At 33.4% G+C, this 11,935-nt stretch carries 13 protein-coding genes; 8 read left to right on the top strand and 5 right to left on the bottom strand.

Features of this window, described 5'->3' with window-relative positions:
* Nucleotide 1 precedes the first annotated feature (1 nt).
* The gene (locus AC0NBN_RS10490) at nt 2-655 is read left to right on the top strand and encodes a rhomboid family intramembrane serine protease (RefSeq protein ID WP_143883363.1); all 654 of its coding nucleotides are present in this window, start codon (nt 2-4) and stop codon (nt 653-655) included.
* Between the two features lie 39 nt (nt 656-694).
* Here AC0NBN_RS10490 and AC0NBN_RS10485 read toward each other — a convergent pair whose 3' ends face one another.
* The 3 genes from AC0NBN_RS10485 to AC0NBN_RS10475 form a co-directional block, all read right to left on the bottom strand.
* On the bottom strand, nt 695-1,132 hold the full coding sequence (locus AC0NBN_RS10485) for a hypothetical protein (RefSeq protein WP_160811908.1): 438 nt from the start codon (nt 1,130-1,132) through the stop codon (nt 695-697).
* A gap of 123 nt (nt 1,133-1,255) precedes the next feature.
* Nucleotides 1,256-3,451 carry a DUF2339 domain-containing protein gene (locus tag AC0NBN_RS10480; protein WP_160811909.1) on the bottom strand — a complete coding sequence of 732 codons (2,196 nt, stop codon included), beginning with the start codon at nt 3,449-3,451 and terminating at the stop codon, nt 1,256-1,258.
* Nucleotides 3,452-3,524: 73 nt separating this feature from the next.
* Nucleotides 3,525-3,935, bottom strand: coding sequence for an acyl-CoA thioesterase (locus AC0NBN_RS10475; protein WP_160811947.1), 411 nt, complete (start codon nt 3,933-3,935; stop codon nt 3,525-3,527).
* A gap of 136 nt (nt 3,936-4,071) precedes the next feature.
* Between AC0NBN_RS10475 and dnaA the strand changes: the two genes are divergently transcribed.
* The 4 genes from dnaA (at nt 4,072) to AC0NBN_RS10455 (ending at nt 7,258) form a co-directional block, all read left to right on the top strand.
* Nucleotides 4,072-5,526 carry a chromosomal replication initiator protein DnaA gene (gene dnaA / locus AC0NBN_RS10470; RefSeq protein WP_143883366.1) on the top strand — a complete coding sequence of 485 codons (1,455 nt, stop codon included), beginning with the start codon at nt 4,072-4,074 and terminating at the stop codon, nt 5,524-5,526.
* Between the two features lie 94 nt (nt 5,527-5,620).
* Nucleotides 5,621-6,082, top strand: a complete 462-nt coding sequence (locus tag AC0NBN_RS10465; protein WP_160811910.1) for a low molecular weight protein-tyrosine-phosphatase — start codon at nt 5,621-5,623, stop codon at nt 6,080-6,082.
* A 26-nt stretch (nt 6,083-6,108) separates the two neighbouring features.
* Nucleotides 6,109-6,807 (top strand): SAM-dependent methyltransferase, encoded by a 699-nt coding sequence (locus AC0NBN_RS10460; RefSeq protein ID WP_160811911.1) that lies wholly within the window; start codon nt 6,109-6,111, stop codon nt 6,805-6,807.
* A 70-nt stretch (nt 6,808-6,877) separates the two neighbouring features.
* Nucleotides 6,878-7,258, top strand: a complete 381-nt coding sequence (locus tag AC0NBN_RS10455) for a hypothetical protein (RefSeq protein WP_143883369.1) — start codon at nt 6,878-6,880, stop codon at nt 7,256-7,258.
* A 54-nt stretch (nt 7,259-7,312) separates the two neighbouring features.
* Here the strand turns inward: AC0NBN_RS10455 and AC0NBN_RS10450 are convergent, their stop codons facing one another.
* Entirely contained in the window at nt 7,313-8,518 is a 1,206-nt protein-coding gene (locus tag AC0NBN_RS10450; protein WP_160811912.1) for a metallophosphoesterase, read from the bottom strand.
* Nucleotides 8,519-8,590: 72 nt separating this feature from the next.
* A complete protein-coding gene (locus AC0NBN_RS10445; protein WP_143883371.1) occupies nt 8,591-9,658 on the bottom strand; it encodes a 3-oxoacyl-ACP synthase III family protein in 1,068 nt (355 codons plus the stop codon).
* A 100-nt stretch (nt 9,659-9,758) separates the two neighbouring features.
* On the opposite strand from AC0NBN_RS10445, the gene AC0NBN_RS10440 reads away from it, so the two are divergent.
* Genes AC0NBN_RS10440 through porT form a run of 3 tightly spaced genes read left to right on the top strand, consistent with a single transcriptional unit; the run spans nt 9,759 to nt 11,849 of the window.
* A complete protein-coding gene (locus tag AC0NBN_RS10440; RefSeq protein WP_160811913.1) occupies nt 9,759-10,328 on the top strand; it encodes a hypothetical protein in 570 nt (189 codons plus the stop codon).
* Between the two features lie 3 nt (nt 10,329-10,331).
* A complete protein-coding gene (gene ubiE / locus AC0NBN_RS10435) occupies nt 10,332-11,063 on the top strand; it encodes a bifunctional demethylmenaquinone methyltransferase/2-methoxy-6-polyprenyl-1,4-benzoquinol methylase UbiE (RefSeq protein ID WP_089742038.1) in 732 nt (243 codons plus the stop codon).
* 3 nt (nt 11,064-11,066) lie between these two features.
* Nucleotides 11,067-11,849, top strand: a complete 783-nt coding sequence (gene porT / locus AC0NBN_RS10430; RefSeq protein ID WP_143883373.1) for a type IX secretion/gliding motility protein PorT/SprT — start codon at nt 11,067-11,069, stop codon at nt 11,847-11,849.
* The last annotated feature ends 86 nt before the right edge of the window (nt 11,850-11,935 follow it).

Below are 11,935 nucleotides of genomic sequence, written 5' to 3'. Positions count from 1 at the left end.
AATGAATATTATTATATTAATTATTGCAATTACAGCTATTGTAACATTCATGGTTCCTAATGGGAGCAGTAATTTTGAGAAATACAAGTTTAATGTAGGGGCGATTATGTATAGAAAAGAGTATGTAAGATTGCTTTCATCGGGCTTTTTGCATGCAGATTTTATGCATCTTCTGTTTAATATGATGACGTTGTATTTTTTCGGACCTGTCATCCTGCAGGGGTTTGGAAATTTAGGATTTCTTTTAATCTATTTTGGGGCGATACTTCTGGGTAATATTTTCTCTTTATTTATTTATCAGAAGCAATCCTGGTATTCTGCAATCGGAGCGAGCGGCGGTGTTTCAGGGATCTTGTTTGCAGCAATTGCATTAGCTCCTCAAATTGGAATTTATTTCTTTTTTATACCAATTCCTATTCCCGGTTTTATCTTTGGATTATTATATTTCAGTTATTCTGTTTATATGATGCTCAATCCTCGAATGAATGATAATATAGGTCATGCAGCCCATTTGGGCGGAGCATTTTTCGGATTGGTGTATGCGATTATTATTCAGCCAGAAAGCGCAATTCAGAATTCCTTATTTACAGGTATCATGTCTCTTCCGCTGATCTATTTGGCTTACGAAATATTTATAAAGAAAAGAATCGGTTAGTTTTCTAACCGATTCTTTTTTATTGTAACTTTTTTTGGATTATTTTCTAACAGTAGTAATTACTAGAGTTTTTGTCCCGTTTACTACATCTACTTTCGTAGAAGCAATCATATCGGCATAAATCATGGTTTCGGTATCTTTAAATTCGTAACCTTCAATTATTACCGGAGTTTCTTTCGGAAGACCGTGCTGAGAATTATACATAGCAAGAGACATGATATCCAGAGTTCCTACATCTTTTTTAAATTTTACTTCAGCCAAACCATTGTCTGCCAGATAATCAAATTTTTTAAGGTTTTGAGGGATGTTTGCCTTTGTTTTGAAAACATTTACACTTTGCACAAATTCCTTGTGAGCGTCAAACATGGCAACCGTACCTACAGCATTATTGGAAATGGCAAATTTTACATTAGAATTTTTTTGTGCAAAAACTGTTGCAGATGCACAAATAAGGATAGAATATAGAATTTTTTTCATAGTAAATAAAATAACTGTTAAAAACTTGATAAATATACTTATTTTTTATAAAATTTCATTTAAAAAAATGAATAATTTAAAAATAATAAACAAATAGTTGGTTTTATTGATATTTAATCATATTTATATTTGTTCTCTTTTGTCTTTCTCTATGAACGTCTTTACCAGGTTTTTAAAATACTGAAATAGAAATGAACTTATCAGTAAAATGATTCCTAATATTGTAAAAGCAATAATTCTTGACAGGTGATCCATTTGCCATACATCATAAATGTAAAGTTTTATAATGGTAATTCCAAGCAATACAAAACCTATTTTAAGCCATTCTTTTTGGTCCTTTTTTAAGCTTACATAAATAGCAATACAGGAAATTATTCCCCAGATAATGGTCAGGTAAAGTATTCCAAAATGCTTTTCAAGAGGAGATATTTCCGCAAAATTTACCGCATTCAGAAGAATGTAAGATCTGTATAACTCAAAGCTTATCGTTGTAACGATGGTTAAAAATACAATCCAGGATGAAAATTCCTCTCTAAGGAAAGATGATTTTGGAATAATGCTTCTTAATAAAACAACAAAAGGTATGATGTATAGTAAATGTATGAAATAAAAATCTGAATCTATTTCCTTTCTGTAGACTGAATTCAAGAGTTGTGATGTGACCGCAAAAATAATATAGAGAAACAAAAGAAGATAAATCAAAATTCTCTCAATATTTTTATCTGTATCAAGTTTTTTTCTAAATATTAACAGCAAGGTAAAAAAGACAAAACTGTACAAAAAACTATAAGTGTAAACTGCTGTTAAAGGCTGAGCAGAGATCTGGAAAATGATTTCAAAGAGAATGGCAAAATAAATTACTGCAAAAAACAGAATTTTAAAAAACCTTTCAAACAAAGAAACAGGATGTTTTTTTGGTGAATTGTTTTTAAACATTATCAGATTAAAAAAACAGCTTGCAATAACTACAAAACTGGTCAGAAATACAGAGTTAAAAACAACTATAAAGGTTTTATGATCTAAATATTTTGTCCACGTAATCATTTGTGAAATAATGACCATTGGAAATAGCACGTAAAAAAACAGCTTAAAAATGCGGTGATCAGTTTTTCTCCAGATGAATAGCAGAAGAGAGGCTTCTACAGCCCAAACGCTGGTAATAATGTGGGTTTTAAATTCTAAAGCAATGGCAATGGTAAAAAGACTTATCGCAATACCTGAAAATATGGAATAGTTTCGGTCGGGTTTGTTATTTTTAAATTCTTTAAAGACAAAATAAAAGTTTATTACTGCAAAGCTGAAAGGAAATATGCTTAAAGGGCTGTAATTTAAAGTATTAAATAAATAAACGAGTCCGATAATACTCGAAAAATTGATGAAAATAAGCATAGCAATATCAGACACGGTAAGTTTTTTAGACTTGAAGTAATTCTGTAAAGCAAACGCATAAAAAATAATGTAGGTTATGATGTAGAAGATAATACTTTTAATATCAGGTTGATTTGCCGTCCAGAAATATAGATAAACTGCAGTAAAGAAAAAAGCTATCCAGCCGACGCTTTTCCAGTTTTTCAAATAAACCATTATCAGCATTCCTGCATTCAGAAGTGTAAGATAGGTAAACAGAAAAATATAATTGCTTTGTCCGGTACTGATCATCAGTGGAGCTAAAAAGCCGCCAAATAATGAAAATATAATTAAAGTTTCACTGTGATAACGGTAGGACAGAACTATGGAAAGTATAGTAATAAAGCAGGTAATAATAAATGCTGTATTCTGTAAAAACAGATGGTACTCTCTGAATGCAATGGTAGTTGTAAAATAAAGAACAGCAATGCCTCCTCCGGTTATGATTGAAGCAAAAATTGTGTATTTCTTTCTGATAAAATGCGCGGCAATCATCAAAACCACTCCGGAAACAAAACCTATTGCCGTTCTGCTGTTTTCGCCAACCCAGTTTTTATCAATGGCATATTTTACGAAATATCCTATACCTAAAACCAATGTGAAAATTCCGATTATGGTGAGGATATTCTGTTTTATAAAATCAAAAACAGGATTTATCCAGTCTTTTTCAGTAACAGGTATATCGGTTTCCTTATGTGCAGTATTTTGGTATAAATGATCTTGTGCAGCTTGGTCTGAAAGAGAAATTTCTTCCGGAACATCATCTTTATCTGGTGTTATGCGTTTTTTCTTTTCATGTAATTCATCATTCAGTTCAGATACCTTCTTTTCCAGAATCCCGATTTTTCTGTAGAGATTCAGATAAAAGACGATCATTAGAATGACTAAAATGATGAACCAAAGATTATTCATGAACTGGATTTAAAACCAAATATAGGCAAATTTGTTCTTTGAAGTTATACAATTCCGGCATTGTATTTTTTAATCACTCTTTCCAGTTCTTTTCAATCAATTTCATAAGAAAGTCGGGACATTTGATGATTTTGCTGTTTTCTGCATTCAGAAAAAAAAGAGTAGTAGAAGCCTCTGTAATTTTTATTTTTTCCTCATTGTAGATTTCATATTCAAACTCAATTCTCACTCCAGGAATTTTTTTAAGGTAAGTATGGATTTCCAATTTCTGATCGTATAATGCTGGTTTTAAATACTTAATTTTATAATCTGAAACAGGAAGCCAGATTCCCTGTTTTTCAATTTCATCATACGAGATTCCTATGCTCCGGAAAAGCTCTACCCTCCCGAGTTCGAAGTAGGTTGCGTAATTTCCGTAATATACATATTTCATGGGGTCTGTTTCTGCGTAACGTACTCTTAATGAGTGTGTTGAGTGTATCATTCGAAGTGGTAAATTATTCATACAAATATATTTTTAAATAATCAATATGAGAAATATTTTTTTTTGAAAATAAAAAATTAGACCTTTGTCTTCCTTCTAAAAACGAATAATCATAGTATAAATCAGGGCATAAAATATGGATGAAAATTTAATGATGGTTTGGCAGAAATGCCTTCAGTTTATGCGGGATAATCTTAACGCAGCCGAAGACAATTCTGATCTTAAAAAGCTTGAAAAATCGTTTGATTTACTGTTTGATAAAGTTCAGCCGATTTCATTGGTTGAGAATAATCTTACGTTGATGGTTCCGAGCGATTTCTATAAAGAATATATTGAAGATAATTATCTGTCATTGCTTTCTGCTGCCCTGAAGAAAAACATTGGCAAAGGAGTGAAACTTTGGTATTCTGTGATGGAAAACAAACCGGCAGGTCTTGAAAAACCTGTTACGATGAATATGAAGGGGAAATCTGTTCCTACGCCAAAGGTTCAGGAAACTATGCCACAGGGTTTTTCATCCAATATTGTCAATCCTTTTGTTGTGCCTGGAATTAAAAAAGTAAATATTGATTCTAATCTTAAGGCTGATTTTTCGTTTGACAACTATGTAGAAGGTGAAAGTAATAAATTTGCGGCAACTGTAGCAAAATCTATTGCTAAAAGACCCGGAGCAACAGCTTTCAATCCATTATTTTTATACGGAGGTTATGGAGTAGGGAAGACGCACTTGGGTCAGGCTGTAGGATTGGAAGTAAAAAGTCAGTTTCCGGATAAGGTGGTGCTTTATCTTTCTTCAGAAAAATTTATACAGCAGTTTATTTCAGCAGCAAAAGCCCATAAACAGACAGAGTTTGCTAATTTTTACCAAATGGTGGATGTTCTGATTATTGATGATATTCAGTTCCTTTCGGGGAAATCTGCAACACAGGACAGCTTCTTCCACATTTTTGATTATCTGCACCAAAACGGAAAACAGATAATTCTTACATCAGATAAGGCTCCTGTTGACATTATGGATATTCAGGACAGAATTGTTTCTCGATTCAAATGGGGACTTTCTGCGGAAATTAAATCTCCGGATCTTGAAACAAGAAAGAAAATTATTGAAGATAAACTGAGCCGTGACGGAATTGTACTCACAGAAGATATGCTGGATTTTCTTGCTTCGGAAGCCAAAACCAATGTAAGAGAGCTTATTGGGGTCATTAATTCTGTAATTGCGTATTCTACGATTTACAAATCTGATCTAAGCTTGGAGTTGTTGAAAGAAACAATCAATAAAATTGCAGCCAATCAGAAGAAAATTATCAATATTCCTTACATTCAGGAAGTGGTTTGTGATTATTTCGGAATTAAAAGAGAACAGCTTTTATCTAAAACCAGAAAAAGAGAAATCGCTCTTCCAAGACAATTGGCAATGTATTTTGCAAAAGAGTTTACCAATGCAACATTCACCAAGATTGGTGAAGAAATGGGCGGTAAAGACCATTCTACTGTGATGTATGCCTGTGAAACTATTAAAGATGTTTCTAAAATTGATAAGGAAGTAAAGAAGTATGTGAAAGAACTTACTGAAAAGATAAAAAGCTGATTGCTTTTTTGCAGATATATAAAAATGGAGGATAAGATTATTCTCCATTTTTTATTTAGTTTTGTGTTCAATTAGTTTTAATAAATTTTTTTCAATGAAAATTTTAATGGTCTGCCTTGGGAATATATGCAGAAGTCCGCTTGCCGAAGGAATTTTAAAGTCTAAACTTCCTGATAATTTTGAAGTACACTCCGCAGGAACAATCAATATGCATGAAGGAAGCAATCCAGATAAAAGATCTGTTGAAATTGCGTCTAAAAACGGAATTAATATTTCAGACCAATGCTCAAGACCTATTAATCCGGAAGATTTGGATTATTATGATAAAATTTACTGCATGGATAAAAAAAATCTGCAGGACGTACTTTCTCTGGCTAAAAATGAACAGCAAAGAAACAAGATAAGTTTATTAATGCATGGCTTAAATCTTGAACAATATCCTGATGAAGTGCCGGATCCTTATTGGAGCGAGGCAGAAGGTTTTGAGAAAGTTTTTCGTCAGATCAATGATGCCTGTGAAATTATTTCAAAAAAACTTATCCGATCTCAGCGTTAATTTTAATCTTGTTATAAGCCATAATTATGTTATTTTTAATTCCCGCATATCTTTCAGAAAATACTTCTGTCAATCATTTTGCACCGGTCATCAAAGATTATATCATGCAGACCAATTATTTTTTCGTGGAAAATGAAAAAACAGCAAGAAAAGTAGTTAAATTTTTTGCTCCCGAAAAAAAGCAGGCAGATCTCAAGCTTTTTCTTTTAGATAAATACACAGAGAATTCAGACATAAAAGAAGCGCAGCAACTGATGCTTCAGGGACAGGATTTCGGGCTGCTATCAGAAGCCGGGCTTCCGTGTATTGCAGATCCGGGAAATTTGATGGTGAAATGGTGTCACGAGAAAAATATCAGGGTGATTCCTATTTCAGGACCTTCGTCTATTATTTTGGCCTTAATTTCCAGTGGTTTTAATGGGCAGGAATTTACTTTTAACGGATATCTCCCTATTGATAAATCAGAAAAGAAGAAACAGATCCTCCAATTGGAAAGTTTAATTCAGAAAACAGGATATTCACAGATTTTCATGGAAACCCCGTATCGTAATAATCAGCTTTTGGAAGATTTGGTTAAATTTTTATCACCGAATACCAAGCTTTGTATAGCAGCCAATATTAATGATCCTGAACAGGAAATGATTAAAACAAAAACGATAAAGGAATGGCAGAAACAAAGGCCTGAACTTCACAAAATCCCGGCTGTATTTGTATTGGGAAAATAATTTTAACAACTATTAACATTCATTTTGCATTATTCTTGTCTTATCACGGCATAACCAAAATCAAAATATTATGTCAGAAAAAAGATTAGCAGGAATCTGGATGGATAGCCGCAAAGCTGTTGTTGTTAAAAATCATGATGCGCAAAATGCTTTTAAGTTCTTTTTGTGCAGTCCTGTAGAAGCAGTTGTACAGCACGGTAATTCGAGTGAAAACGCAGGAAATAATGCCGAACAGACCAATAAAGCCAAATTTTTTAAAGAAATTGAACATCTTCTGATTAATTCCGAAGAAGTTTATATTACAGGACCGGGAAACATTCAGGAAGAGTTTAAGCATTATCTGCATGACACGGCACAATTTAAAGACCTTAATGTTACGCTGGATACAGCACAGCAAATGTCAGATGAGCAGGTTTTAGAAACGGTTAAAAATCATTTTAACGCTTCTTAGCTCCAAATAAAAAAATCCGAATCTAATTTTTATGATTCGGATTTTTGCTGAATATTACGCAAGTTCCAGAAGGGTAATTTCTGGTAGAACACCTACTCGTCCAGGATAGCCAAGGACTCCGAAACCTCTGTTAACATACAGTAATTTTCCTTCACTTTCGTACAAATCTGCCCATTTCGGATACCGATACTGTACAGGTGACCATTTTATATTTTTTAAATCTAATCCAAACTGCATTCCGTGTGTGTGTCCGGATAAAGTTAAGTGAATATTGGAAGGATGCTTTTTCACAACAAAATCAAAATGGGTAGGGTCGTGGCTCATCAATATTTTTGCAGCTTCTACAGGAACATTTTCCAAAGCATCATCAAGCCTGCCAAATTGCGGAAAGGGCTTTAATCCCCAATTTTCAACTCCTAATATATAAAGTTTTTCGCCGTTCTTATCAATGATTCTATGCTCATTACGAAGCATATCAAATCCTGCCTCTTTTTGGTAATCAATAAGTGTCTGAAGATTATTTTTCTTTTCATCAAGAGATTTCCAGGTAACATAATCACCGTAATCGTGATTTCCCAAAACAGAAAACTTACCGTCTTTTGCCGAAATTTTTGAAAAAAGTTGAATAAATGGTTTAAACTCATCTGCAACATTATTCACCATATCTCCGGTGAATAAGACCAAATCGGGTTTCTGTTCGTTGATTAAATCAATAGCATGAGCTAATTTATTTGGGTCATTAAAACTTCCGCTGTGAATATCCGAAATCTGGATGATTTTATATCCTTTAAAGCTTTTCGGAAGATTGGCAATCTTTACTCTTACTTTTCGCACTTTGTGGCGGTATTTACCAAAAGCTGCTCCATCAATAAATAATGCAGAAAGCACTCCTCCTAATCCGAGTCCCATTAAACTTAAAAACTTTCTTCTTTCAGGGAAGAAATTTTCTGATTCACGGGTAAATCCTACAAGATAGCTTCCGATTCTGAAAATATCATCTACCAGAAGAAATAAAATAACAAATAACTTAGGAATTATAAACACCAGAAACAAAATACTGATGATGTGCGCTCTCGTTGCATCGCGGTCGCTTCTCTGGAAATTCAGAATTTCATAAGTGAAAAGTCCATAAATGATAAGGTAGAGGAGTATATAACTCCATCGGATCCATGAATTATCGGTTAATGTTCTGATTGCCTGATAAACGTAGATTTCCAGAAGAATAAAAATTCCGGTAATAATCAAAAAGTTTCTTTGCATACAATAAATTCTATAAAAAAGCACAAAAGAATAACTTCCTTTGTGCTGCTTTATCTTTAATTAATAAATATTCTAAGGAAATTTGTAAACAATCGCATTGATGTTCATTCCTGCACCAACAGAAGCCATCACGATGTTGCCTTTATCTTTAAACGAATGACCATCCATTTTTCCTTTAATTATCAAATCAAACATGGTAGGAATAGTCGCAACCGAAGAATTGCCAAACTCCTGAATCGTCATTGGAGAAATAGAGTGATCGTAATTTTTTATATCATAAAGCTTGTGAAGTCTTTCGATCATCGCATAATCCATTTTTGCATTAGCCTGATGAATAAGAATTTTATCAATATCAGTAATAGAAAGCTGCGCATCATCAATGGTTTCCTTTATTGCAGGAGGAACATTTTTCAGAGCGTACTCATAAATTTTTCTTCCCATCATTCTGATATATACACTTCCATCATTGAACTCCTTATTCAGAGAGCAGCCGTTTCTGAGATATTCAAGCTCAGGACCATTGTCGCAAATCGTATTATGGGCAATGATTCCTACATTTTCCTGTTCTGTAGCCTGTACAACAACAGCGCCTGCTCCGTCTGCAAAAATCATTTTATTTCGGTCGTAAGGATCTGTCACACGGCTTAATGTTTCCGAGCCAACTACCAAAATTGTTTTTGCCGCTTTTGCTTTGATTAGCTGATCAGCCAGTATCATAGATTCAACCCATCCCGGACAACCGAAAATCATATCATAAGTGATGCATTTTCTGTTTTTTATTCCTAAATGATTTTTTACTCTTGCTGCCATATTAGGCATAAAGTTAGTTGCCCCGCTTATGCTTACTTCTCCAAAGTTGCTTGCATAAATGATATAATCCAAATCTTCACCATCAATATTCGCATCTTCCAAAGCTATTTTAGCTGCTTCATATCCGATTTTTGAGTTAGAAAGATCATCTTCAATAAATCTTCTGTTTTCTATTTCCGTAATTTCTACAAATTTCGAAATGGTTTCTTCAGCAGGCTTGTCAATCTTCAGCCCATCTTCTGTATAGAACTCTGAATCTAAGAAAAAATCTCTTCCGATAACTCTGTTCGGAAGATAAGATCCGGAACCTATAATGATTGTATTCGGCATTCGTTTGTATAATTTTTTAAAGATGCAAAGTTAATAATTAATATTAATAAGAAAGAATTAAAAATATTATTAAATTTGCAAAAATTGTTTCAGACAATCTATGAAAAACAACCCTTCATTAAAAGGCTTACTTGTTGCAATTCTGGTATTTATAGGTGCTTTTGCGATCTATTATTTCTTTTTGGCAAAAAAAAATTATTACCTTGTAGATAATCCTACTCCTGATACGTATTATTTCAGGATAAATAACGGGAAAGAAAACATTATCTCAGGTGGTCAGTACGTTCAGGTAGATTTACAGAAAGGCAAAAACTCCATTAAAGTTTTTGATCAGAACAAAAAAATGCTTTACGATTCTGCCTTTGATGTAAACAAGATTCGCGGGCTTATCAATATTGCTCATAAAGATTATTACATCAATGATCAATATTATGGCTACAATCTTAAAAAAGATTCATTACTTTTGGCATTGGATAAAACCATGATAGACGGAAAACCTTATTTTGGCGGGGCAAAGCATTTTAATAAGCTGTATACAGAAGATTTTTATTACAATATTGATGAAGATTATGATCAGCTGATCAAAAATATTCAGAAAGTAGAGTCCAGATCCAAGATTTTCCGTAAGCAGGATTATCTCAATTATTACAAAGAATATTATAAGTTTTAAGTTTTGACAAAAGATACTACACAAGTTACGCCCTACAATTCTGACTCCAGTAAAAAAAGTCAGGTAGAGGATATGTTCGACAATATTGCACCCAAATATGATTTGCTCAACCACGTTCTGTCTATGAAAGTAGACGTGTTGTGGAGAAATATTCTGGTAAAATGGATGAAGCAAGACAACCCGAAAGAAGTTTTGGATGTGGCTACCGGAACCGGAGATTTAGCTATTGCCGTAGAAAAAGGTACTGATGCAAAAGTTGTAGGATTAGATTTATCGCAACAAATGTTAAATGTTGGCGTTATTAAAATAAAAAAACTTAATTTAGACGGCAAAATTTCCATGCAAAAAGGAGATGCGGAAAATTTACCTTTTGAAGATAACAGATTTGATGCAGTTTCCGTAGCTTTCGGTGTAAGAAATTTTGAAAACCTTACCAAAGGTTTGGCAGAGTTAAGAAGAGTGGTAAAAGAAAATAAAAGTGTTTATATTCTTGAGTTTTCTAAAGTAGAAGGTTTTTTAGCGCCTTTTTATATGTTTTATTTTAAAAATATATTGCCGGCAATCGGCAGATTGGTCTCTAAAGATAACAGGGCGTATACTTATCTTCCTGATTCTGTAAATGTTTTTCCGTATGGAGAAAAAATGAAACAAATTCTTATAGACACAGGATTTAAAAATGTAGAATATAAAAAGCTAAGTTTAGGTATAGCCACAATTTATAAAGCAACAAAATAACCTATGAATAAATTTCTATTAAAAGCTCTGGTTTTAGCCTCAGTAAATATTGCAATTTTTGCAGATGCTCAATTTAGAACCCGTAACAGGATGGATAAGCTGGAAGATTTTGACCAGCAGACATTCAGCTGGGGTTTTTATTTGAACGGAAACAGGCTGGATTACCGCATTGTTCTTGATCCCAGATACGGAATGTTTGAGAATCATAATTTGGTAAAATCTACAGAAAGCTACAGTTTCGGAGCCGGTTTAATTGCAAAATTCAGATTAAACGATTATCTGGATGTAAGACTGGAGCCAGGTTTGCAGTTTGCTCAGAGACAATTGACTTTTAATACTCAGACCAATGATATTTATAGAGACGGAAGTTTGACTAATGCTCCGTTTATTCCTATTGCACTTCAGGATAAAGACAGAATAAGAGACATAAAATCTACATTGGTAGATGTTCCTGTTCTTCTGGAGTTTCATGGTGACAGATGGTACAATTCCAGACCTTACGTGGCGGCGGGTGTAAATTATATTGTGAATTTACAGTCAAACTCAGATTCTCAGGATGATAATTTGCAGCAGACTTTCAGGTCTACAACTCACAATTTTGCCTGGTCTGCAGAAATGGGTATTCAGTTTTATTTTAATAAATTTAAGCTGACTCCTGCAATCAGAGGTACATTTTTTATGAATAACGAAATGGTGGCAGATAATCCCACAACACCTCCTTATTGGTCTGCAGCAATTTCTACTTTACAGACAAGAGCAATCATGTTTGTACTTAAGTTTGAATAAAAATAACAGAAAAATAATATAAAACGGGGTTGCATGGCATCTCCGTTTTTTGTTTTTGTCAAAATATAGAGACATTTATTTTTGTT

Source organism: Chryseobacterium sp. L12, assembly GCF_056133985.1.
Note: the sequence above shows the minus strand (reverse complement) of the source record. Positions and strands in the feature narration are given on the sequence as shown.